Annotated in this window: 20 protein-coding genes and 1 tRNA gene; 8 read left to right on the forward strand and 13 right to left on the reverse strand. The window is 65.5% G+C overall.

Going from position 1 to position 23407, the window contains the following annotated elements; all coding sequences use genetic code 11:
- Positions 1 to 15: 15 nt before the first annotated feature.
- The 12 genes from mdoH to CLU87_RS02055 all read right to left on the reverse strand — a co-directional run bounded on the left by mdoH (position 16) and on the right by CLU87_RS02055 (position 14220).
- On the reverse strand, positions 16 to 2103 hold the full coding sequence (gene mdoH, locus CLU87_RS02000; protein WP_233193681.1) for a glucans biosynthesis glucosyltransferase MdoH: 2088 nt from the start codon (positions 2101 to 2103) through the stop codon (positions 16 to 18).
- Positions 2076 to 3647, reverse strand: a complete 1572-nt coding sequence (locus CLU87_RS02005; RefSeq protein WP_233193682.1) for a glucan biosynthesis protein G — start codon at positions 3645 to 3647, stop codon at positions 2076 to 2078. The genes mdoH and CLU87_RS02005 overlap by 28 nt, the downstream gene beginning before the upstream one ends.
- Positions 3648 to 3829: 182 nt before the next feature.
- Positions 3830 to 5242: a sigma 54-interacting transcriptional regulator gene (locus CLU87_RS02010; protein ID WP_099729324.1), complete on the reverse strand. Its 1413-nt coding sequence runs from the start codon at positions 5240 to 5242 to the stop codon at positions 3830 to 3832.
- A 14-nt stretch (positions 5243 to 5256) separates the two neighbouring features.
- The gene (locus CLU87_RS02015; protein ID WP_233193683.1) at positions 5257 to 5928 is read right to left on the reverse strand and encodes a hypothetical protein; all 672 of its coding nucleotides are present in this window, start codon (positions 5926 to 5928) and stop codon (positions 5257 to 5259) included.
- Positions 5918 to 7381, reverse strand: a complete 1464-nt coding sequence (locus CLU87_RS02020; RefSeq protein ID WP_099729325.1) for an ATP-binding protein — start codon at positions 7379 to 7381, stop codon at positions 5918 to 5920. The genes CLU87_RS02015 and CLU87_RS02020 overlap by 11 nt, the downstream gene beginning before the upstream one ends.
- A gap of 43 nt (positions 7382 to 7424) precedes the next feature.
- Positions 7425 to 8771 carry a tRNA (N6-isopentenyl adenosine(37)-C2)-methylthiotransferase MiaB gene (gene miaB, locus CLU87_RS02025; protein ID WP_099729327.1) on the reverse strand — a complete coding sequence of 449 codons (1347 nt, stop codon included), beginning with the start codon at positions 8769 to 8771 and terminating at the stop codon, positions 7425 to 7427.
- A 101-nt stretch (positions 8772 to 8872) separates the two neighbouring features.
- On the reverse strand, positions 8873 to 9328 hold the full coding sequence (locus CLU87_RS02030) for a hypothetical protein (RefSeq protein WP_233193684.1): 456 nt from the start codon (positions 9326 to 9328) through the stop codon (positions 8873 to 8875).
- Between the two features lie 168 nt (positions 9329 to 9496).
- A tRNA-Met gene (locus CLU87_RS02035) sits at positions 9497 to 9573 on the reverse strand.
- A gap of 25 nt (positions 9574 to 9598) precedes the next feature.
- Positions 9599 to 10378: an enoyl-CoA hydratase gene (locus CLU87_RS02040; RefSeq protein WP_099729328.1), complete on the reverse strand. Its 780-nt coding sequence runs from the start codon at positions 10376 to 10378 to the stop codon at positions 9599 to 9601.
- Positions 10379 to 10451: 73 nt separating this feature from the next.
- Entirely contained in the window at positions 10452 to 12263 is a 1812-nt protein-coding gene (locus tag CLU87_RS02045; protein ID WP_099729329.1) for a M61 family metallopeptidase, read from the reverse strand.
- 56 nt (positions 12264 to 12319) lie between these two features.
- The gene (locus CLU87_RS02050; protein ID WP_099731998.1) at positions 12320 to 13048 is read right to left on the reverse strand and encodes a DsbC family protein; all 729 of its coding nucleotides are present in this window, start codon (positions 13046 to 13048) and stop codon (positions 12320 to 12322) included.
- Positions 13049 to 13077: 29 nt separating this feature from the next.
- Entirely contained in the window at positions 13078 to 14220 is a 1143-nt protein-coding gene (locus tag CLU87_RS02055) for an FAD-dependent monooxygenase (protein ID WP_099729330.1), read from the reverse strand.
- Positions 14221 to 14312: 92 nt separating this feature from the next.
- Between CLU87_RS02055 and CLU87_RS02060 the strand changes: the two genes are divergently transcribed.
- The 5 genes from CLU87_RS02060 (at position 14313) to CLU87_RS02080 (ending at position 20594) form a co-directional block, all read left to right on the forward strand.
- Positions 14313 to 15185: an MOSC domain-containing protein gene (locus tag CLU87_RS02060; protein WP_099729331.1), complete on the forward strand. Its 873-nt coding sequence runs from the start codon at positions 14313 to 14315 to the stop codon at positions 15183 to 15185.
- Between the two features lie 84 nt (positions 15186 to 15269).
- On the forward strand, positions 15270 to 16364 hold the full coding sequence (gene ychF, locus CLU87_RS02065; RefSeq protein WP_056746891.1) for a redox-regulated ATPase YchF: 1095 nt from the start codon (positions 15270 to 15272) through the stop codon (positions 16362 to 16364).
- Between the two features lie 148 nt (positions 16365 to 16512).
- Entirely contained in the window at positions 16513 to 17391 is an 879-nt protein-coding gene (gene rarD, locus CLU87_RS02070; protein WP_099729332.1) for an EamA family transporter RarD, read from the forward strand.
- Between the two features lie 153 nt (positions 17392 to 17544).
- Entirely contained in the window at positions 17545 to 18786 is a 1242-nt protein-coding gene (locus CLU87_RS02075; protein ID WP_099729333.1) for a diguanylate cyclase, read from the forward strand.
- 167 nt (positions 18787 to 18953) lie between these two features.
- The gene (locus tag CLU87_RS02080) at positions 18954 to 20594 is read left to right on the forward strand and encodes a bifunctional aminoglycoside phosphotransferase/ATP-binding protein (RefSeq protein WP_099731999.1); all 1641 of its coding nucleotides are present in this window, start codon (positions 18954 to 18956) and stop codon (positions 20592 to 20594) included.
- Between the two features lie 22 nt (positions 20595 to 20616).
- Here the strand turns inward: CLU87_RS02080 and CLU87_RS02085 are convergent, their stop codons facing one another.
- On the reverse strand, positions 20617 to 21099 hold the full coding sequence (locus CLU87_RS02085) for a YqaA family protein (RefSeq protein WP_056066264.1): 483 nt from the start codon (positions 21097 to 21099) through the stop codon (positions 20617 to 20619).
- 151 nt (positions 21100 to 21250) lie between these two features.
- Between CLU87_RS02085 and CLU87_RS02090 the strand changes: the two genes are divergently transcribed.
- From CLU87_RS02090 to CLU87_RS02100, 3 genes are all read left to right on the forward strand, one after another.
- A complete protein-coding gene (locus CLU87_RS02090; RefSeq protein ID WP_099729334.1) occupies positions 21251 to 21835 on the forward strand; it encodes a M15 family metallopeptidase in 585 nt (194 codons plus the stop codon).
- Positions 21836 to 22045: 210 nt separating this feature from the next.
- Positions 22046 to 23092, forward strand: coding sequence for a tRNA dihydrouridine synthase DusB (gene dusB, locus CLU87_RS02095; protein ID WP_099729335.1), 1047 nt, complete (start codon positions 22046 to 22048; stop codon positions 23090 to 23092).
- A complete protein-coding gene (locus tag CLU87_RS02100) occupies positions 23089 to 23322 on the forward strand; it encodes a Fis family transcriptional regulator (protein ID WP_015015597.1) in 234 nt (77 codons plus the stop codon). Before dusB ends, CLU87_RS02100 begins: the two co-directional genes overlap by 4 nt.
- The last annotated feature ends 85 nt before the right edge of the window (positions 23323 to 23407 follow it).

Consider the following 23407-nt stretch of genomic DNA (forward strand, 5'->3'; position numbering starts at 1 on the left):
GTGCGGTCTGGCACCTCAGGCGGTTTGCGAGGCCATGGGCCGCCCCATGCGCCCCGCATGCAGCCAGGCGCGGCGCAGCACAGGGGGCGACCACGACTCTTCAGGAATCAGCAGCAGTCGCTGGGCACGCAGCGCACGGCCCAGCGCGATCTGGCTGGTCCACACCGCCAGCGGAATTGCCAGTGCCAGCGGCAAGCCCACAGGCATCAGCCACAACAGCGCGCTGCTGTCGATCAGCGCCACGCCCGCCGCCAGCAGGGCGATCACTGCGCTCATGGGGGCCAGCTGGCGCACGGCGTGGCGCCAGGGCACGGCATGGGCTGCGCGCGGGGGCGACTTCCACTCCAACTTCAGGCCAGTCAACGCGATCAACACAAACAACGAATGCGCCAGCATGCGCACCGGCGCCTGCAGGATGGCCATGACGCTCTCCAGCACGGCGCTCTTGAGCAGGCTGAAAGCGCCGCCGTACTGCTTTTGCTCGCGGCGCATGAACACTGCGGCCACGCCCAGGATGCGCGGCAAGAACAGCAGGCACAAGGTCCAGACCCACAGGGCGAGCAGCTCGGCGGGCAGGATGTGCCAGTCCGCTACCAGCTTGGCGCCCGATAGCCACAGCGCCGTACCGAGAGTCATGAAGGCCAGCCACAGCGGCGCCGACAGATAGGCCATGGCACCGGTGACGAACATGGATCGGTGCACCGCGTGGATACCGGGCTCGGCCATCAGGCGCGCGTTTTGCAGGTTGCCCTGGCACCAGCGGCGGTCGCGCTGCAGCTCGGCCAGCAGGTCGGGCGGCTGTTGCTCATAGCTACCGATCAGGTCGCCCACCAGCCACACGTGGTAGCCCGCGCGGCGCATGAGGGCGGCTTCCACAAAGTCGTGCGACATGATGCCGCCAGCCAGGCCCCCCTTGCCGGGGATGGGCGCCAGCGCGCAGTGCTGCATGAACGGTGCCACGCGGATGATGGCGTTGTGGCCCCAGTAGTGCGATTCGCCCAGCTGCCAGTACTGCATGCCTAAAGTGAACAGACGACCCGTGACGCGCGAGGCAAACTGCTGCGCGCGGGCGTGCAGCGTCACATGGCCGATGGCCTGCGTAGCGGTCTGAATGATGCCGGCCGTGGGGTTGGCTTCCATCAGCTTGGCCATGGAGATGATGCAGTCGCCGCTCATCACGCTGTCGGCGTCCAGCACCACCATGTAGCGGTAGTCCTTGCCCCAGCGGCGGCAGAAGTCGGCCACGTTGCCTGCCTTGCGGTGGGTGCGGCGTGTGCGCAGGCGGTAGTACACCTGCACCTGGGGTTGCTGGCTGTGCTGCGCCAGGGCGCTGCGCAGCTCTTCCCAGGCGGCGCGCTCGGCGCTGGCAATGGCGGGGTCGTTGCTGTCGGAGAGCACAAACACATCGAACGTGGTGCCGTGGCCGGTGGCGGCCACCGACTCGCAGGTGGCGCGCAGCCCGGCAAACACGGTGGCCACGTCTTCGTTGCAGATCGGCATGATGATGGCAGTGCGGGCGTCGGAAGCCAGCGCGTGATCTGCCACGCTGCGTGCCGACAACGCATGCCGGTCGCCGCGCAACATCACCCAAAAGCCCATGAGCCCGGTCAAAAAGCCGGTCACCACCCAGGCGGACAGCAGCGCAAACAACGCAATCTGGCCGTAGCCCAGCCACGCGTTTTCATAGTCGGGCTGCACGCTGGCAAACAGGGTGCTGGCCAGTGCGGTGGCCAGCACGGTGAGCAGCGCAAACGTCCAGCGGCGGCGCTGCGCTGCGCCTTGCCAAGCGGCGGTGGATTCAGCGGGAGCTTGTGCCACCGTAGTCGATGCGGGTTGCGGAGATGTACGGCCTGTCAGGCGCAGCAGCACGGCGGTGCCTACGCTGTTCCAGAAGCCGCGCCAGGGCAGGGGCACCATGGAGCCGCGGTGCAGAGGCGGTGCCGTCACTGCATTGGGGTGGCGCTCTTCGCGCAACGTGCTGCGTCGGCTGGGGGTTGGCCGGGGGTAGGCCACACCGCGCCGCGCGACCACGGCCGGGCCTGTGGATGCGTGGGTGCCGTGGGGGTCATGAGGGCTTACTCGGGAAGACTGATGTGCGTCCATGTTTCACTCACAGCGTGGTTATCGTGTTGGAGAAAAGCGCGCAGCTCTACCGGCCGGTCGGCCTGCAGGCGCTGGATGCGAACGGTCATGCGCCACCCGCCGGTGGCGGGGTTGACGTAGGCAATGTTTTCCAGCACCTTGCCGTTGGCATCGCTGGTCACTACAGCCTTCACAGTGGCTTCGGCAGGCAGGGCCTTGAGGGCAGGGCCCTCGAAATCGACCACGTACTGCACCTGCTGGCGCAGTTCCTGGGCCGACAACTTGGTGTAGCCCATGCCGCGGCGCGATTGGGTGGCCCAGGCGCTGGGTGGGCGCTGCTGCTCATCGCCCTGCCAGCTCAGTTCATAGGCAAATTCCAGCGGCTGGCCGGGGGCGGGCATCTGGGCGGGCACCCAATACGCCACGACGTTGTCGTGGGTCTCGTCCGGGGTGTTCAGCTGCACCAGCTCCACGCGGCCGGCGCCCCAGTCATGCAGCGGGCGCACCCAGGCGCTCGGGCGGCGTTCGTAGCGGGCTTCCACATCCTCGTAGCTGCTCCACTGGCGATCGCGCTGCATCAGGCCAAAGCCCTTGGGGTTTTTGGTGGCGAACGAGGTGACCAGCGTCTGCCGGGGGTTCTGCAGCGGGCGCCACAGCCATTCGCCTTCGCCGGTGGCCACCATGAGTCCGTCGGAGTCATGCACTTCGGGGCGGAAGTCTTCCTTGCGTGGCTGGTTCTCGCCGAAGAAGAACATGCTGGTCAGCGGCGCAACGCCCAGCGTGGCGATGGATGGGTTGCCGGAGGCGGCACGCACAAAAATGCGGCTGCGCACCGTGGTGGTGGTCTGCGGGCCCGGCTGGATGTCAAAGCGGTAGGCGCCCGTGGCGCGTGGCGAGTCGAGCAGTGCGTACACCGTGACCTGGGTGGACAGCGGGTCGGGCCGCACCAGCCAGAACTCGGTGAAGCGGGGGAACTCCTCGCCCCGGCCGCCCACGGTGTCGATGGCCAGCCCGCGCGCCGACAGGCCGTACTGCTGGCCTTTGCCCAGAGCGCGGAAGTAGCTGGCGCCCTGAAAGACCACCAGCTCGTCCTTGTAGGCACTGGAGTTCAGGTGGTTGTGCAGACGAAAGCCTGCAAAGCCCAGGTCGCCCCAGGCCTCGGGCCGCAGCTGGTTCTTGCCGTAGTCAAAGTCCGCGCGGCTGTAGGGGATGTGGCGCACGCCCTGGGGCGTCACCTCGTTGATCAGCACAGGCTCCTTCTGGTAGAGCCCCAGATGGAAGAACATGGCCTCGTAAGGCAGCTTCTCGGCGCGCCACAGGGCGCGATCAGGGCGCCAGCGGATGTCGCGCACCTGGTCGTAGTTGAGCTTTGCGAGGTCGGCCGGGAGCCTGTCGCTCACGGGCCGGTAGGGTTGGCTGGCGCGTTCGCGGGCGAGGCGGGTCACGCTCTCGAAGTCAAAGCCCTGTGCGTGCGCGCCGCCGGCCAGCAGGGCGGTGGCCAGGGCTATTGCGGGCCCTGCGTGCCGTCCTATGTGGCGGAAAAAGGAGGGAAAAACTGCGTGCATGCCAGGCATAGGGCAAACCCTGTGCCAGCTGCAAAAAATGCTTTGAAATCAACGGGTTGGAGGGGACTCTGTGTGTAAGCGGTTGTGCGATTGCCCGTGGGAGCCGATCAGCCCCCGCTTTTTGTCGCTGGATGGCGACAAGGGGTGGGTGGTTGGATCAAAACACCCAGTAAATCAATGACTTATTCGTGTCGCTCATCCACGACATCGTCCGCATCGCCTGCATCCTGCTTGAACTGCCCCGGCGTCAGCGCGTGCTTTTGCAGCAGGCGGTAGAACTCGGTGCGGTTGCGTTGCGCCAGCCGCGCCGCATCGGCCACATTGCCATCGGTCATCTTGAGCAGGCCCACCAGGTACTCGCGCTCGAAACGCTGGCGGGCCTCCGCAAAGCTCAGCACCTGGGTGGACGGGGTGCGGAGTGCGCGCTGCACCAGCGTCAGGGGCACCAGGGGAGTGGTGGACAGGGCGCACACCTGCTCGACTACGTTGTAGAGCTGGCGCACGTTGCCCGGCCAGGCGGCGGTGGTCAGTGCCTTGAGCGCCTCTGGCGCAAAGCCAGACAGGCGCTTGTCGTATTTGCGGGACAGGCGGTCCAGAAAGTGATTGGCCAGCAGCGCGATGTCTTCGCGCCGCTCGGCCAGGGTGGGCAGCACCAGCGACACCACATTCAGCCGGTAATACAGGTCCTCGCGGAACTGCGCGCTGGCCATGGCGGCCTCCAGGTCCCGGTGCGTGGCCGAGATGATGCGCACGTCGATGGGCGTGGCCTGGCTGGCACCCACGGGGCGCACGGCGCGCTCCTGCAGCACCCGCAGCAGCTTGACCTGCAGGGCCGGGGGCATGTCGCCAATCTCATCCAGCAGCAGGGTGCCGCCGTCCGCAGCCTGGAACAGCCCCTTGTGGTTGCTCACCGCATCGGTGAAGGCGCCTTTGACGTGGCCGAACAGCTCGGACTCCAGCAGCGCCTCGGGGATGGCGCCGCAGTTGACGGCCACAAACGGGCGGGCTGCGCGCGGGCTCGCCCGGTGGATGGCGCGTGCCAGCAGCTCCTTGCCCGAGCCGCTGTCGCCGCGCAGCAGCACGCTGGCGTCGGACTGGGCGACCATGTACGCCTCGGACAACAGGTCCGTCATGCGGTGCGACCGGCTCACGATCTCGGCCCGCCAGTCCTCGTTAGCATGCGGCTGCGCCACGGCAGGGGCGCTGAGCGCCAGCGCCTGTGCGATCTTATCCAGCAGCTCCTTGCCGTCGTAGGGCTTGGTCAGGTAGGTGAACACCCCGCGCGACGTGGCCTCCACCGCATCGGGAATGGTGCCGTGTGCGGTCAGCAGGATCACGGGCAGAGAGGGGTGGCGGGCACGCACTTCGTCAAACAGGGCCAGGCCGTCGCGCCCTGGCAGGCGCACATCGCTGAGCACCAACTGCGGGCGCGCAATGTCCAGCTGCGCCAGCGCCGCTTCGGCAGAGCCCACGGCCACCACGTCGTGCCCGGCGGCTTTCAGGCGCAATGACAGCAGCCGCAGCATGTCGGCGTCGTCGTCCACCACCAGGATGCGGGCGGGTGGGGCGGCGCGGGTGGGGGCGGAAGAGGGCATGGCGGGTAGGTCGGTCAGGGGGCGGGCCGTGGCGCCGCGCCATTACTCGCTGCAGGCGCGGCGGGGGCGGAGGGTGGCGGTGCTGGGCGCGTGCTCAGGCTGCGCTCGATGGCGCGCACGGCCTCCAGGCGTTCGCTGAGCTGGTCATTGCGGCGTTGGCTGTCGCGCAGCTGCTGGGCCTGGCGGTCGAGCTGATCCTCCAGCCGGCGTTGTTGCAGCAGCCGTGCCTCCAGCAGCCGGGCCAGCGGGTGCAAGGGTTGCGCTGCGGCGCCGGTGTTGCCCAGCACGCGCTGCACCAGGCCCAGCGCACGGGCGGTGTCCACGGCCTGGCGCGTTTGTGCCAGGGCCGTGGCCAATAGCAACGGCGTGTCGGCCGTGGCGTCCTCCGCTTCGCTCAGTCGGGCAATTTCCCTGGCGAGTTCGGCCGGGGGCAGCTTGAGTACACGGTCTGTCTGGGTCAGGAGCAGGGCAATGGGGGCTTTGCTATCGGTCTCCGTATCGCGTGCTTCGGTGGCGCCGACTTCGATCGCCGGGGCTACAGGCACGGCAATGATCATGGCTACCGGAGGTGGCTTGGAGGGGGCAGGTGGGGGCGCGGTGGTGGCGCAGCCTGCCAGCACGGCGCCCAGGGCAAGCAGCGGCCATCGCAGCGCGTGGGAGGACAGAGGGGGAGTGCTAGGCGGCATGGGGAAGTTCGATGCGAAAGAAGGAGTGTGCGCCTTCGTCCACCAGGCGCACGCTGCCGCCATGGGCCTGCACATATTCCTGCACGATGGACAACCCGATGCCGGTGCCGCGCACGGCATCGTCCGGTTGGCGAACACCCCGGTAAAAGGGTTCAAACACGCGGTCGCGGTCCACCCGGTCCACGCCGGGCCCCTGGTCGAAGACGTCCAGGCGCACCTGGCCGGGAGGTTGCGAGAGCACCAGCCGCACCGTGCCCTGGGGAGGTGAAAAGCGGATGGCGTTAGACAGCAGATTGCTGACGGCGGAGGTGATCTTGTCGGCATCGACCAGCATGCGCACGGGCTGCCCCTCTACCCGCACGGTCAGGCCCTTGGCTTGCCACTGCAGCCGCTGTGTCTCGACCTGGGCCTCCAGCAGGGCCAGCAGATCGGTGTCGCGCCGCTGCAGTTGCCGTGCCTCGAAGGCGGCGGCGTTGAAGCGCAGCAGGGCCTCGATCTCACCTTGCAGCTGCAGCGTGTTGTGGTGCAGGATTTGCGCGACCTCGCGCTGGCCTGCGGTGAGCTCGCCCGTCACGCCATCCTGCAGCAGTGCCACGCCTTCGCGCAGCGCGGCCAGCGGCGTCTTGAGTTCGTGGGACACGTGGCGCAGGAAGCGTGCCTTGTCGGCATCCAGCTCCAGCAGCCGCAGCCGCAGCCACTCCAGTTGCTGCCCCAGCCGGCGCACGTCGTCCGGGCCGGAGATCTGCACCGGCTCGTCCAGCTGGTTTTCGCCCAGCTGCCGGATGGCGCCTTCGAGACGCTTGAACGGTCGCGCCAGCCAGATGCCCAGCGACAACGCCAGCACCAACGCCAGCACAATGGCGCCCACTACCTGGTGCGTCACGTTGCGGCGGCTGTTCTCCACCTGGTCCTGCAGCGCCTGGTTGCGCTGGGTGTTGATGTCCTGCACCGACTGCACCATGGTGCCGTGCAGGGTTTCCAGGGCCATGAATTCCTCGGCGACCAGGCGTTCATTGTCGAGCGCACGGTCTGGCGGTGCGTCCAGCAAGGTTTTGACGGCCTCCAGGTGGGTGCGCCACGCTTGCGTCTGCGCGGACGGCAACCCTGCGGCCTGCAGGTGGTCCACTACGGTGAGCGCATCGACCGCCATGTCGTCGAAGCTGCGGCGCAGCGGCGCATCACGCAGCACCAGGGACTGCCGCGCCGCACGTTCCAGGGCTTGCCCGCGTTGGTTCAGGCCTTGTGCGGCCGTGGCCAGTGCAGTGGCCTCGGCCACGCCATGGCGGCTGAGCACCATGAGCTGCTCCAACGTGTGCAAGGCCCTCAGTGAGCTGACTCCCAGCAAGCCTGCAATCAGCACGAATGCCAGCAGCAACAGTTGCTGGAAAGAGAGGCCATGCAGCAGGCCTTCGGCGGGTGGCGGTGCCGTGGGTGGGGGGCTCTGGGTGGGCATTGCAGCCAGGTGGGTCGGCGTGCGCGGCGTCTGTGCCCGCGCGTCAGCCGGCCAGTGCGGCGGTTTCGTGCGTCAGCACCTCGCCCCGCAGGGTGTAGGCCTTGGCTTCGGTAATGGTCACATCCACCATCTGCCCCACCAGGCGGGGCTGCCCGGCAAAGTTGACCACCCGATTGCATTCGGTGCGGCCCATCAGTTCGCCCGCATCGCGCTTGGAGGCGCCCTCCACCAGAATGCGCTGCACCGTACCCACGCGGCTTTCGCTGATGGACTTGATGTTGGCGTTGATAACGCCCTGCAGGTGCTGCAGGCGGCGCAGCTTCACCTCGTGCGGCGTTTCGTCGTGCAAGCCTGCAGCGGGCGTGCCGGGGCGGGGGCTGAAGATGAAGCTGAAGCTGTTGTCAAAGTGGATATCGTCGATGAGCTTCATCATCTTGTTGAAGTCGTCTTCCGTTTCGCCGGGGAAGCCTACGATGAAGTCGCTGCTCATGGCCAGGTCGGGGCGGATGGCGCGCAGCTTGCGCACCGTGCTCTTGTATTCCATGGCGGTGTAGCCGCGCTTCATGGCCATCAGGATGCGGTCGCTGCCGTGCTGCACGGGCAGGTGCAGGTGGCTGGCCAGCTTGGGCAGCTTGGCATAGGCCTCGATCAGTCGGGGCGTGAATTCGTTGGGGTGGCTGGTGGTGTAGCGGATGCGCTCGATGCCGGGGATGTCCGACACGTATTCGAGCAGCAGCGCAAAGTCGGCAATCTCTGCCGTGCCACCCATCTTGCCCAGGTAGGCATTCACGTTCTGGCCCAGCAGGGTGATTTCCTTCACGCCCTGGTCGGCCAGGCCCGCCACTTCGACCAGCACGTCGTCGAATGGGCGGCTCACCTCTTCGCCACGGGTGTAGGGCACCACGCAGTAGCTGCAATATTTGCTGCAGCCTTCCATGATCGACACAAAGGCCGACGCGCCTTCCACACGCGCGGGCGGCAGGTGGTCGAACTTCTCGATTTCGGGAAAGCTGATGTCCACCTGGGGCTTGTCCAGCCGTTCACGCTGGTTGAGCATCTCGGGCAGGCGGTGCAGGGTCTGGGGGCCGAACACCACGTCCACGTAGGGCGCGCGCTTGATGATCTCGGCGCCCTCCTGGCTGGCCACGCACCCGCCCACACCAATCTTCACGCCGCGTGCCTTCAGGTGCTTGATGCGGCCCAGGTCGCTGAAAACCTTTTCTTGCGCCTTCTCACGCACCGAGCAGGTGTTGAAGAGGATGAGGTCGGCTTCGTCCACGTTCTGCGTGGGCTCGTAGCCTTGGGCGGCGTTCAGCACGTCGGCCATCTTGTCCGAGTCGTACTCGTTCATCTGGCAGCCGAAGGTTTTGATAAAGACTTTTTTGGCCATGGCAATTTCGCAAAAGAGCAAGCAAACACCGCACCCGGCGTGGTGCGGAGACTGTGAATGTCACAACGGCGCGGTGGCTGTGCGGCCGCACCGGAAAGGAGTTACTTCAGAGCGGCGCCCGAGCCGGTCGTGATGTTGGTGACGATGGCGTCGCTGCCCTTGCGGGGCTGTGCGGCCTCGCTTTCGGTCAGGATCCATGCGGAATGCAGCATGCCGGTGCTGTTCTCCAGCACGTAGTTGACCTTGAAGGTCTGGCCCAGCACCGTGTGTGCCATGACCAAGGTGTTCTGGGGGCTGAACAGCCGCATGCCGGGGGCCATGCGGATGGTCTTGCCATTGAGTGTGGCTTCGGATGCGGTGTTGATGCTCAGCGTGCCCCGCAGTGCGGCTTCGGGGAAGGGGCGTGAGAGGCCCAGGCCTGGCTGGACTTGAGCCGAGGCCGGTGCCACGGCGCAGAGGGCCGCACAGGTCACCACGGCCATCCATGCGGCATGGAAAAAGCGGGGCACCCGCTGGGCGGGGTAGCGGCTGGGAGAGGGTGTGGTGCAGCGGTTCATGGTTTACATCCAGGGGCTGAAGGCACAATTTTAGAAGGGGTTGCCAGCGTGGCATATCCCTCTGACAAGTCAAGCGGCTCTGTGCTTCGATGGGCACAGGAACAGGTTCTGAGGCTCGCCTGAAAGAAAAAACCCACAGTGGGTTGCCGCACTGTGGGTTTTTGTATTTGGTGGTCGTAGGTGGACTTGAACCACCGACATCAGCATTATGAATGCTGCGCTCTAACCAACTGAGCTATACGACCGGAAACCAGAATTATAGAACAAAAATTATTGGTGTGTGAAGTTAGCGGCGCGTTTGTTCATGAACGCGTCCATGCCTTCTTTTTGGTCCTGCGTCGCAAACAGCGCGTGGAACAGGCGGCGCTCAAACATCACGCCATCGGCGAGCGTGCCCTCGAAGGCGCGGTTGACCGATTCCTTGGCTGCCATGACGGCGATCTGCGAGAAGCCGGCAATCATGATGGCGGCGCCCAGCGCTTCGTCCATGAGCTTGTCGTAAGCCACCACTCGACTGACCAGTCCGGCGCGCTCGGCTTCGGTCGCGTCCATCATGCGGCCTGTCAGTGCCATGTCCATGGCCTTGGACTTGCCCACGGCGCGGGGCAGGCGCTGCGTGCCACCGGCACCAGGGATCACGCCCAGCTTGATCTCGGGCTGACCGAACTTGGCATTGTCGGCGGCGATGATGAAGTCGCACATCATGGCCAGTTCGCAGCCGCCGCCCAATGCAAAGCCGCTGACGGCGGCGATGACGGGCTTGCGAATGGAGCGGATGGTTTCCCAGTTGCGGGTGATGTAGTCGCCCTTGTAGGTGTCAGCGAAGCTGTATTTGGCCATGGCGCCAATGTCCGCGCCCGCCGCAAAAGCCTTTTCGCTGCCGGTGACGATCATGCAGCCGATTTTCTCGTCAGCGTCGAACGCCTTGAGGGCAGCGCCCAGTTCATTCATGAGTTGGTCGTTCAGCGCGTTAAGCTGTTTGGGCCGATTGAGGGTGATGATGCCGACCTTGTCCGCTTCAATGCGCACCTCGATGGTTTCGTAAGTCATGAAATCTCCTGGGGGTTATGGTTGGTTATGAAAGCTGCAGCAATATACCCAAGGCAGTAGGGCTTTGCTGCCGTCAGGCCAGCCAGCGTCCCACTGCAGCGGTGTCTGTCACCGTCAGGCTGATGGTGTCTGGCGCCATGGCTGTGGCGGTCGCGTTGCGCCGGCCCTTGGCAGGGGCTCCAGTTGCCTGGAGCGGTGGCATCTCCAAGGACAGGGGCAGGAGTCGCCCGTCGCGGGCCACCAGTGCCTGCAGGGTGGTGTGGGTGCCCGCGTAGAAAGTGACGTCGTCGAGCTTGCTGATGCGCCAGCCCTGGCCCTGCACTTCCACGCCCAGCCATTCGTCGCCTGCAGACATTCCTGCCTTCTCTGCGGCTCCGCCACGCAGCACGGTCTTGATCTGCACACTGTGGTTCTCGGCCACACGCAGGCCCAGGCGCTGGGCCAGCTGCGGCCGGTCGGCCTTGAGCGCCACGCCGTGGGCGGCCAGCAGCTCCTCCAGGGGTAGATCGGCTGTGCTGTGCACCCAGTGCGCCAGTTCCTTGTCGAATGGGCGGCCGGCCAGGTCGTGTAGCACGGCGCGCAGATCTGCTTCGGTCATCGGGCCGCCCGCGCAGCGCTCCCACAGTGCGCGCATCACATCGTCCAGCGTGGCTTTGCCCTCGCGCCGCAGGGCCAGGTCAAGGCACAGGGCCACTAGAGAGCCTTTGGTGTAGTAGCTGACGGTGGTGTTGGGTGTGTTCTCGTCCTGTCGGTAGTACTTCACCCACGCGTCAAAACTGGCCTGGGCCACGGTTTGTACCGACCGGCCGGGTGTTTGCAGCACCTGGTTGATGGTTTTGGTGATGAGCTTGAGGTAGGTTGCGTCGTCCAGCAGCCCGGCGCGGCGCAGCAGCAAGTCGTCGTAGTAGCTCGTGAAGCCCTCGAAGAACCACAGCAGCTCGGTGTAGTTCTCTTGCGCATAGTCGTAGCGGGTGAACTCGGCAGGCCGCAGGCGCTTGACGTTCCAGGTGTGAAAGTATTCGTGGCTGATGAGGCCCAGCAGCGTGGTGTAGCCCTCACTGGCTCGCACATCGCCCTGGCGGGGCAGATCACGCCGCCCGCAGATCAGCGCCGTGGAGTTGCGGTGTTCCAGTCCCCCATAACCATCTCCCACGGCGTTGAGCATGAAGACGTAGCTTTTGAACGGCGCCTTGCCTTCGCGGTGCCAGAAACGGATGGCGGTTTCACAAATTTTCTGCGTGTCGGCCAGCAGGCGCTTGCCATCGAACGACGGAGCCGCACCTGCCACCACAAACTGGTGGGCAATGCCGCAGGCCTTGAAGCGCCCCACCCAGAAGTTACCCAATTCCACCGGGCAATCGACCAGTTCATCGTAGTGGGCCGCCGCGTACAGACCAAACCCTTGCTTGTCGGCATCCAGGGGCCGTAGACCGGTGGCAGCAGCCCAGGTCGCCGTGGCCGCCGTGCGTGCCAGTTCCAGTGTGTGGGGCTGTTTCTCCTGGTCATGCACGCGCAGGCACAGACTGGTGCCGTTGAAAAAGCCGCGCGAGGTGTCCAGCCAGGCGGTGCGCACGGAGCTGTCGTAGGCGCACACCTGATAGGTCAGCACCAGGGGCTTGCGCTCCGTGCATTGCACTTGCCAGCGGTGCTTGTCCAGCTGGGCCGGTTGCAAAGCGCGTTGGCCTTGCCGAGCCGTCAGAACCTGCAGATTCTTGGAGAACTCCCGCACCAGGTAGCTGCCTGGAATCCAGACCGGCAGAGACAGCTCTTGCGATGCCGCTGGCCGCTGCACCGTCAGCGTCACGGTGAACAGATGTGCGTGCAGGTCTGTGGGTTCGACGCGGTAGTGAATGTCTGCGGCAGAGGCTTGGCGTGAAAGGGGCATGGCGTGTGCGACGCAAGGGCCGCGCGGGGTCGTCGGTCAGGGGCTTTCAGCGGCTATCAATTGGCGGAGGGCGTTTCGCTGGCGGCTTCGGCCAGACGCTTTTCGACCTCCTGGGCGCCGATCGCACCTGGCACACGCGTGCCGTTGGCAAAAATCAAGGTGGGGGTGCCGGTGATCTTGTACTTCTTGCCAAAGGCCAGGTTGCGCTGCAGCGCGCTGGTGTCACAGCTAGCCGCCGGTGCGGGCTTGTCCCGCACCATCTGGTCTTGCCACGCCGTGGCCTGGTCCTTGGAACACCAGATGTTGCGCGACTTTTCGGCCGAATCCGGGCTCAGGATGGGGTACAGGAACAGGTATACCGTCACGTTGTTGATCTGCTGCAAGTCGCGCTCAAAGCGCTTGCAGTAGCCGCAGTTGGGGTCCTCGAACACGGCCACCTTGCGCTTGCCGTCGCCGCGCACAATGGTTACGGCATCTTTGAGAGGCAGGGCCGAGAAGCTGACGGCTGTCAGCTTGCTGATGCGGTCTTCGGTCAGATTGCGGCGCGCCTTGGAGTCGATGAGTTCACCCTGGATCACATAGTCGCCCTTGGCGTCGGTGTAGAACAGGTCGGTGCCAATGCGCACTTCGTACAAGCCCTTCATGGGTGTGGGGCGCACTTCGTCGATCTTGTCCATTTGAGGAATGCGCCCGGCCAATGCCTTGCGGATGACGTCCTCTTGCGCCGTGGCGCTCAGGCTCAGAGTGGCTGCCGCGACGGTCAGCAAAGCAGTGGTCAATTTCATCATGTTCCCGTTCAATCAAACTCGCGCGTTCAGCGCATCCCCATGGCCTGGCGGGCCACAAAATCCTTCAGCAGGCCGCTGTGTTCAAAGCCCTTCATGCCCCAGTTGCGCAGCGCTTGCCAGGGCGCCTCCGGGCGTGCAAACAGTTGCTGCAACCCGTCGGTGGCCAGGCCCATCGCTATCAGAGCCGCTTTTCGCTGGCGTTCGTAGCGCCGCAGCAGCCGCAGGTCGGCGACGCTGCGCCAGTAGTCGCGGGTGCGCAGCACATCGGCCAAGGCTGCCACATCGGCCAAGCCCAGGTTCAGCCCTTGCCCTGCCAGCGGATGCACGTTGTGCGCCGCGTCGCCTGCCAGTACCCAGCTGCGCGTAGCTGGGCCATTGGTCGCATTGGTCGATGCAGCACCGCACCAGCGGTCTGCCTTGGCCAGCTGCAGCGGCCAAGTGGCACGCTCGGCAATGAGCGCAATGCTGCCGAGCGCCTGCTTGCTCGCCGTCTGCAACTCGTGCGCAAAGGCGTCGGCCGGCAACGCCATCAGCGCGGAAACCCGCTCCTCAGGGACGGACCACACCACGGCCACAGAGTTCCCCTGGGCTCCCTCCAGCGGCAAAAAAGCCAGGATGCCTTGTGGCAAAAACCACTGGCGTGCGACCTGTGCATGCGGATGTTCGCAGCGCACCCGTGTGGCAATGGCGTGCTGGGCATAGGGCGTCACGTCAAAGTGCACGCCAAACTCGGACCGGGTGGTGCTGGCGCGTCCTTCGCACACGACGGTCAGGGGCGCAGCCACTGGGATATCCACCACCTCTACCAATGGCTGAAACCGCACAGCCTGTGCCAGTCGCTCTTCCAGGGCCGGCACATCCACGATCCAGGCGAGGGCTTCTACCCCCTGGGGGGTGGCATCGAAATGCACGCAGCCATCCTGATCGCCCTGCACCTGCATGTGCTTGACGGCGGTAGCGTGTTCGGCGTCGGGCCAGCTGCGCAGCGATTCGAGCAGGCTACGGGACGCTGCATTCAGGGCATAGGCCCGTACATCAGTGGCCGCCGCGCTGCGTGGAGCCGGGGCTGGTACCAGGGCCACCCTCAGTCGTTCCCGTGCCAGCAACAAGGCCAGGGTTCGGCCCACGATGCCGGTGCCACGAATACAGATATCAAAGGTTGGGGCCATGACAGGCATTGTAGGAGGGGTCTTACCCCCTGTAATGACAGGGCAGAATTGCGGTCTGGCCTTTCTGGCACCCTTCTTCAGGAGCACGTGGCGTGAGCTTCCCTTCCGAGTCTGATCTGTCCGGCACCATTGCGCGGCTGTTTGTGTATCCCGTCAAATCCTGTGCGGGCATCGAGGTGCAGCAGGCGCTGCTTACCGAGACCGGGCTGGATCTGGACCGCGCCTGGATGGTGGTGGACGCACAGGGCATGTTCCTCACCCAGCGCAGCCTGCCCCACATGGCGCTGATCCGGCCCCAGCTCAAGAGTGACGAAATGGTGCTGCGGGCTCCGGGCATGCTGGCGCTGCATGTGGCGATCGACGCAGTGGAGGCCCCGGCCACGGTGACTGTCTGGCGCGACACGGTCCCTGCTTGGGACATGGGGCCTGTGGCGGCCCAGTGGTTCAGCGACTTTCTGGGGCAGCCCTGCCGCCTGGTGCGGTTTGACCCGGAACATCGGCGGCTGTCCAGCCTGGAGTGGACGGATGGTGTGGAGGCTCCCAATCAGTTTGCTGACGGGTTTCCGCTGCTGGTGACCAGTGAGGCATCCCTGAACGATCTCAACGCACGGCTCACGGCCGGCGGCCACGGCGCGGTGGGCATGGAGCGGTTCCGGCCCAACGTGGTGTTGGCGGGGGTGGATGCCCACGACGAGGACCGCGTGGATCTGATCCATGTGCAGGGCGATGACACCACCGACATCCACCTGCAACCCGTGAAGCCCTGCGCGCGATGCCCCATCCCCGACATTGACCCGGCCACGGCCGAGAGCAACCCGTCGGTGGGCGACACCCTGCGCACCTACCGCCAGGACAAGCGGCTGGAAGGCGCCATCACGTTCGGCATGAACGCCATTGTGCGCAGCGGCGCAGGACAGTGGCTGCGTGTGGGGCAACGCATTGCTGCCGATTTGCGGTTTGAATGACGGCCTGATTCGGGCTATCTGCAGTGGGCGCTGGGCGGGCCCGTAAAATCGGGGTTTGTCTCCAGAACACCAGAAAGCCCTGCCATGAGCCTCCAATGCGGCATCGTGGGCCTGCCCAATGTCGGCAAGTCCACCCTTTTCAACGCGCTGACCAAGGCTGGTATTGCCGCCGAGAACTATCCCTTCTGCACCATCGAGCCCAACGTGGGCGTGGTGGAAGTGCCGGACCCCCGCCTTCAGCAGCTGGCCGAGATCATCTCGCCCGAGCGCATCGTTCCCGCCATCGTCGAGTTTGTGGACATTGCCGGCCTGGTGGCAGGCGCGAGCCAGGGTGAAGGCCTGGGCAACCAGTTCCTGGCCCACATCCGTGAAACCGACGCCATCGTGAATGTGGTGCGCTGTTTTGAAGACGACAACGTGATCCACGTGGCTGGCCGCGTGGACCCGATCTCCGACATCGAAGTCATCCAGACCGAGCTGTGCCTGGCCGACCTGGGTACTGTCGAGAAGGCGCTCAACCGCTACACCAAGGCTGCCAAGTCGGGCAACGACAAGGATGCCGCCAAACTGGTGGCGCTGCTCACCCGCATCCAGGCCGCACTCAACGAGGGCAAGCCGGCCCGCTCCGTGGAGATCACCAAGGAAGAGCAGCCCCTGCTCAAGTCCCTGTGCCTCATCACGGCCAAGCCCGCCATGTTTGTGGGCAACGTGAGTGAAGACGGCTTCGAGAACAACCCCTTCCTGGATCGTCTCAAGGACTACGCCGCCAGCCAGAACGCGCCCGTGGTGGCCATCTGCGCCAAGATGGAAGCCGAGATGGCCGAGATGAGCGACGAAGACCGCGACATGTTTCTGGCCGAGATGGGGCAGACGGAGCCCGGCCTGGCGCGCCTGATCCGCGGCGCCTTCAAGCTGCTGGGCCTGCAGACCTATTTCACCGCAGGCGTGAAGGAGGTGCGCGCCTGGACCATCCACATCGGCGACACCGCACCCCAGGCAGCCGGCGTGATCCACGGCGATTTCGAGCGCGGCTTCATCCGGGCGCAGACCATTGCCTTCGAGGACTTCATTGCCTACAAGGGCGAGCAGGGTGCCAAGGACGCTGGCAAGATGCGCGCCGAAGGCAAGGAATACGTGGTCAAGGATGGCGACGTTCTGAACTTCCTCTTCAACGTCTGACCTTCCGGCAGGCCCGTACGGGTCTGCTGGTGCGGTGGACATGTCCGCTATCCCTGTTTGCCCTTGGGCTGACAGGGATTTTTTCTGGCGCTGTCGGGGCCTGCGTCGTCGGCTTTTCTCCATTCACCCCTTGTCGGGCTTTTCGCGCATGAATACCGGAATCCTCTACGCCGCGCTGGCTTATGTTGCATGGGGCTTGTTTCCCCTGTACTTCAAGCAAGTGGCTGACGTGCCCTCTCTGGAGGTCGTGATGCACCGCACACTGTGGTCGCTGGTGGTGGTGTTGGCGCTGCTGGCCGTGCGCAGGCAATGGGCGTGGATGGCGTCTGTGGTGCGCCAGCCGCGGGTGCTCGGCGCATTTGCATTGTCGGCCGTGCTGTTGTCGGGCAACTGGCTGACCTACGTGTGGGCGGTGCAGAACCACCATGTGGTCGATGCCAGCCTGGGGTATTTCATCTTGCCACTGGTGAATGTGGCGCTGGGCTTCGTGTTCCTGCGCGAGCGCCCCCGGCCCGGGCAGTGGCTGGCCGTGGCGGTGGCTGCGGCCGGTGTGCTGTGGCTGGCCGTGCAGGCAGGGCGCCTGCCCTGGATCGCGCTGGTGCTGGCACTGACCTTTGGCTTCTATGGCCTGCTGCGCAAGGTAGCAGTGCTGGGCGCGCTGGAGGGGCTTACCTTGGAGACCCTGATGCTGGCGCCGGTGGCGGCAGTGGTGCTGGCCTGGTGGAGCTGGCAAGGACAGGGCGCTCTGGTGCAGGGCGATGCGTCTACTGTGGGTTGGTTGCTGTTGGCCGGGCCCATGACGGCCGTACCTTTGCTGCTGTTTGCCGCTGGCGCGCGGCGCATTCCCATGTCCACGCTGGGCATCCTGCAATACATCTCGCCCAGCCTCCAGTTTGCGCTGGGGGTGTGGGTGTACCACGAGGCCTTTCAGCCCGCGCGGCTGGTGGGTTTTGTTTTGATCTGGGCCGCGCTGCTGGTGTACAGCGTGGAGGGCTGGTGGACGCGTCAGCGGATGGCGGTGGCCTGAATCGCCGGTGGCGGTCCCTGTCGCCTGGGCTACTGGAAAACGCGCAGTTCGATTCTGTCAGCCACGCGTAAGATCCTGCGATTTGTCTGACGGGTGCTGCGCGTGTGTTGCTGCACCGCCCACCCACATATCCAGGCCAGAGCCCGCCACCACATGCTTTTTGGACGCAAAAACCTGTTTTCGGCGACGGATGCCTTCCCGTTGACCGATGCCGTGCTGGAGTTCGACGATTCGTCTTCAGTCGCCGTGCGACCTGGACGGCGCGCGCTGGATGGCTTTGGCCCCCGGGGAGAGCGCAGTGCGCAGTCCAAGTGGTGGGCTGTGGCGGGGCTCATTGGCCTGTACGCCCTGGCCCTGCTGGGGTTCTATGCGTTGGGCGTGGTGGGGGTCCAGGTGCTGTGGGTGCTGGCCGGTCTGACGGCGGCGGGCTTCGCGGTGTTTGGTGCCTTGTTTCGTTTGGGCCTGCACCACAAACTGCGGCTGCGCCATCTCAAGCTGGGCATCGTGGTGGCTTCCATCAGTGGCATGCTGGGGTTGTTCTACCTGGAGCCTGTCACGCAGATTCTGTTGGCCCCCTTCATGTTTGTGGCAGTGGCTTATGGCATCTTTACCGTACCCCGGCGCACGTTGCTGGTGCTGACGGCCGGGGTGTTGTGCGCTTATGCGGCAGTGGCAGCCGCGCACTACGCAGAGCAGGGCAACGATGCCCTGCTGCGGCTGGAGCTGATGCACCTGCTGGCGCTGGCGGTCTCCGTGCCAGCGTTCATCGTGCTCATGGGCCGCGTGCAGCGGCTGTACCGCAGCCTCTACCAGGCCAGCCGCAAGATCAAGAACATCCAGGAAGATGCGCAGCGCGACACTTTGCTGGGCTGTTTCAACCGCCGCTACATCTTGGCGGCGCTTGAAGAGCAAAAGCAGCTGGCCGACGAAAGCGGGATTCCGCTGTGCCTGGCCGTGCTGGACATTGACCATTTCAAACGCATCAATGACGAGCTGGGTCACCTGGGGGGCGACGAGGTGTTGCGCACCTTTGCGCGCATTGCGCAGCAGGGCGTGCGCGGTGGCGACGTGTTTGGGCGCTATGGTGGCGAGGAGTTTCTGCTGATCTTCCCGGCGACCTCTTTGCTGCCCTCGCTCAACACCTGCGAACGCATTCGGGCCCAGGTCGAGTCGCACGCCTGGACGGGCCTGCTCAAAGGCCGCGTGACGGTGTCCATTGGTGTGACCCAGTATGTGCTGGGCGAGTCGGTGCTGGAGTTTTTCTCGCGGGCAGACACTGCCATGTACATGGCCAAGGAGGGCGGGCGCAACCAGGTAGTGGTCGAGGAGCCCATCGCCAAAGGCGACTCTCAGCTGTCGGACCTGTCGATCCCCAGCGGCCACGCTTTCTTGTAGTTTCTGGCCATCGGCTGGCGGTGTGCCGGCTATCGTTTGTGCTGGTCGGGTTGACAAGCGGCTTGCGGTGCCCACACTGAGGGTCTGTTCCCACCTGCGCGTTGGGTGGCATCGCACCGTGCTGCGCCTGCGCGTGGGTGCAGAAGCCCATGCCCCGCGTCCGTTCCATGTCCCCATCCACTGACCTGTCGGCCGAATTCGCCACTGCCCAGCAGCGCGTGCGCATGCTGCAGCAGCAACCACAGGCTTTCGCGCATCCGGTAGACCCGATGGTGCCCGTGGAATGTATAGAAACCCACATCTCGTGGGTGCTGCTGGCCGGTGATTTTGCCTACAAGTTCAAAAAGCCACTGCAGCTGGATTTTCTGGACTTCAGCACGCGGGCGCTGCGGCATGCGGCCTGCGAGGAAGAGCTGCGCATCAACCGCCGGACGGCGCCGGGCCTTTACCTGGGCGTTGTCGGCTTGGTGAGCGATGCGGCAAAAGATGCTCCTGCCACGCTGCGGGTGGTGCCCTGGCAAGGCGCTCCACCAGGCGCCGAGCCCGCCGTGTGGATGCGGCGTTTTGCCCAGGCGGCACTGCTCGCCACCGCACTGGATGAGCAGCGCGTGTCGCCTGCGCAGATCGACCAGCTGGCGCGCCATGTGGCGCAGTTCCACGCCGCAGCCGCCGTCGCCGCAGGTGCAAACAGCTGGGGCTCAGCAGCAGCGGTGCAAGCGCCGGTGGACGATTGCCTGGCTGCTCTGCACACGCCCGTGGCAGGCGCACTGCCTGGTCAGGAGCCATTGCTGGCGCAGGTGACCAGCTGGTGCCAGCATGAGGGGCAAGCCCTGGCCCCCACGTTCGAGGCGCGCCGGGCAGCCGGATGGGTGCGCGAGTGCCATGGCGATTTGCACCTGGCCAACATTGCGCTCATCGATGGCGAGGCCCAGCTGTTCGACGCCTTGGAGTTCAGCCCCGCCTTGCGCTGGATCGACTGCGTGGCTGACATCGCCTTTGCGGTGATGGACCTCGCGGCCCATGGTCGGGCGGATCTGGCCTGGCGGTTCTTGAACCGGTGGCTCGAACACACCGGGGACTACGCAGGCCTGGCGGTGTTGCGTTACTACGGCTGTTACCGTGCCCTGGTGCGGGCGCGGGTGGCAGCCCTGCGGATGGACCCCACCGGTGACGGTAGTGGCAGCGGGCACGCTGCGCAAACCGTGGAGGGGTATCTGGAGCTGGCGGCGGGCTTTGCCGGACAACGGCCTGCACGCTGGTCCACGCCGTGCCCTGCCACCTTGTGGCTGGCCCATGGCTTTTCGGGCGCGGGCAAGAGCACCCATGCGCTGGCCTTGGCGTGCCAGCGTGGCATGGTGCGTATGCGGGCCGATGTGGAGCGCAAGCGCCTGTTTGGCCTGGCGCCGGATGCTGCCAGCGACGGGATACCGGGCGGCATCTACACCGCAGAGGCCACACTGCGCACGCACCAGCGGCTGGCGCAAGTGGCGCGCGAGGTGCTGGCGGCAGGCTACTCCGTGATTGTGGATGCCACCTTGCTGGACCGTGATGCCCGTGCACTTTTCCTGGAGCTGGCCGCTGCCGCGCAAGTGCCCTGCCACATTCTGTCGTTCGAGGCCCCCCTGCCGGTGCTGCGCGAGCGCGTCCGCCAGCGCGCGCTGGCCGGAGGCGGTGCGTCAGAGGCGGACGTGGCGGTGCTGGACGCCCAGTGGGCCCGCGCCCACCCCCTGCAGCCTCACGAAGAGGCCATCACGCTGCACGTGGACACCACGGTGCCCGTGGACTGGGACCGTCTGCTGTCACACTGACCCCGGTGGCACCGGCGGGGCGCTACGGGGCCAGGTGGCCGGGCATGAAGTACAGCAGCACGCTCGTCATCACGAGGTAGCGCAGGAACTTGCCCACGGCCATATAGGCCAGACATTGCCAGAACGGCAGCTTGAGCCAGCCGGCCACCGCGCACAGCGGGTCGCCCACGACCGGCAGCCAGCTCAAGAGGCAGGCCCGCGCGCCAAAGCGCTTGAGCCAGCTCAGCGCCCGCACCTCGGTGGCATTGCCGCGTGCCTTGTCCACCGCCTTGTGCGCACCCAGGCCCATCCACCAGCTCACGCCGCCGCCCAGGGTGTTGCCGAGGGTGGCCACGATGATGGCGGGCCAGAACAGGTCGGGGTTGAGCTTGATCAGACCAAACACGGCGGGCTCGGAGCCCAGCGGCAGCAGCGTGGCCGAGACAAAAGACACCACAAAGACTGTGCTCAGTCCGAATTGCGGCAGGGCCAGCCATTCGAGCAGCTGGTGCATCCAGATTTCCATAGCCGTTGAGTGTAGGGGGCGGGTGGGGCTCCATGTGCCCCAGGGGGATCTGTCCTACAGGGGAGCGCGCCATCGGCGCATGGCTGGGTTGCAGCGTCTTTTGTATCGTGAAAACACATTGGCCCTGAATGACAACCCCAGGAGGTCGCCCATGCCGGTATTGCCCACAACGTCCCAACCACGCCGCTTGAACCCCTCGGTGGCTTTGCCGCCCGCGACCCGCTGGTCTTCGGCCGTCATGGCCCTGTTGCTGGCGGCCTGCGTGCACAGCCCGCAGGCCGCGGTACCTAGCCCTGGCCTGCAAGGGGGGCCAACGCTGTGGGAGCCCACCGCGATAGCGCCTTGCGACAGGGCGCCCACCGCACGGCCGGCGCTGGAGCGCATTGGCCGCGAGCTGCAGTCCCAGGGCATGGCGCTGCAGGCCACCTGCAACACCGCCAGCGGTGGCTGGGTGGTACAGGTACAGGTGGTGGATGGCATCAAGGCCCATAAAGTGGTGCGCGGGCCGCTGGCCGACGGGCAGGCCGTGGACATGGGCACTCCGGCGGGCGCTGCGCGCTCGGAGGCGGCGGCGGGCGTCAGCGGTTTCTCCCCGGACGTGCTGCACAACCGCCAGTGGCTGCGGGAGCTCATGGCGCGCCACCAGTTCGACAACCTGCCGGATGCCTGGTGGCATTTCGCGCAGCGGGGTGTGCCGCCCGCACAGGCTGCAGACACCGATCTCGCCGCACGGTGAACCTGCACTCGGCGCGTTGAGACGCTGCGGAGCTTGCGCCACAGGGCCCGAGTGGGGGGCGAGGGAAGCGTCCCGTGGGCTGAATCAATGGAGCCCGACCGGCAGATAGATACGGTATGTGCTCCATTTCAGTTGCTGAAATTTTGAGCAGGTACAATCCCGCCTCCTTTTTCAGCATCTGTTGCTGCCTCCCCCTCCCTATCCCCGCCCATGCAAATTGGCCACATTCCTTTGGCGAACCGGTTGTTCGTCGCCCCGATGGCGGGCGTCACCGACCGGCCGTTCCGCCAGCTGTGCAAGGCGCTGGGTGCGGGTTATGCGGTGAGCGAGATGGTGACCTCGCGCAGGGATTTGTGGAACAGCCTCAAGACCTCGCGCCGGGCCAACCATGAAGGGGAGCCGGGCCCCATTGCCGTGCAGATTGCCGGCACCGACGCACCGATGATGGCGGAGGCTGCGGTCTACAACGTGGAACGCGGCGCGCAGATCATCGACATCAACATGGGCTGCCCGGCCAAGAAGGTCTGCAACAAATGGGCGGGCTCCGCCCTGATGCAAAACGAGGCGCTGGCGGTGGAGATCGCCGCTGCGGTGGTCGAGGCCTGCGCTCCCTTCAACGTGCCTGTTACGCTGAAGATGCGCACCGGCTGGTGCCAGGAGCACAAGAACGCCGTGGCATTGGCGCGGCAGTTTGAAAGCGTGGGCATCCAGATGCTCACCGTGCACGGCCGCACGCGCGAGCAGGGCTACAAGGGCCATGCGGAGTACGACACCATTGCCGCCGTCAAGGCGGCGGTGAAGGTGCCCGTGGTGGCCAATGGCGACATCACCTCGCCCGAGAAGGCGCGCGACGTGCTCGCCGTCACCGGGGCCGACGCGATCATGATCGGCCGCGCAGCCCAGGGCCGGCCGTGGATCTTCCGCGAGATCGGCCATTTTCTGGCCACGGGCGAACACCTGGCACCGCCGCTGGTGGCCGAGGTGCGGCGCCTGCTGCTGGACCACCTGCAAGACCACTACCGCCTGTATGGCGAGCTGACCGGCGTGCGCAGTGCGCGCAAGCACATTGCCTGGTACCTGCGCGCGCTGCCGGGCGGCGAGGCCTTGCGGGCACATATCAATACGATCGAAGACTGCACCACGCAGTGGCAGGCCGTGGCCGACTACCTGGACGCCCTGGGCCAACAGATGGACCGGCTGCCTGCCGCCACCGACGTGGATGCCGACACAGAAGAACAAGAGGGATTGGTTGCATGAGCAAGAAACATATCGAAGAATGCGTGCGCGAAAGCCTGCAGGGCTACTTTCGCGACCTGGGCGGCGAGACGCCCGATGGCATGTACGACATGCTGGTGCGTGTGGTCGAAAGGCCGCTGCTGGAAGTCGTGATGCAGCAGGCCGACAACAACCAGTCGCGCGCCGCCGAATGGCTGGGCCTGAACCGCAACACCCTGCGCAAGAAGCTGGTCGAGCACAAGCTGCTCTGACCGGGTTTGTCTGATTGCTATTTATTTTGTAGCTGCTTGCGCATGATGCACTAGCGCTACAGCCCGTTTTTATTCAAAACCTCCG

The sequence above is a fragment of the Acidovorax sp. 59 genome (assembly GCF_002754175.1).
Classification (GTDB): domain Bacteria; phylum Pseudomonadota; class Gammaproteobacteria; order Burkholderiales; family Burkholderiaceae_C; genus Acidovorax; species Acidovorax delafieldii.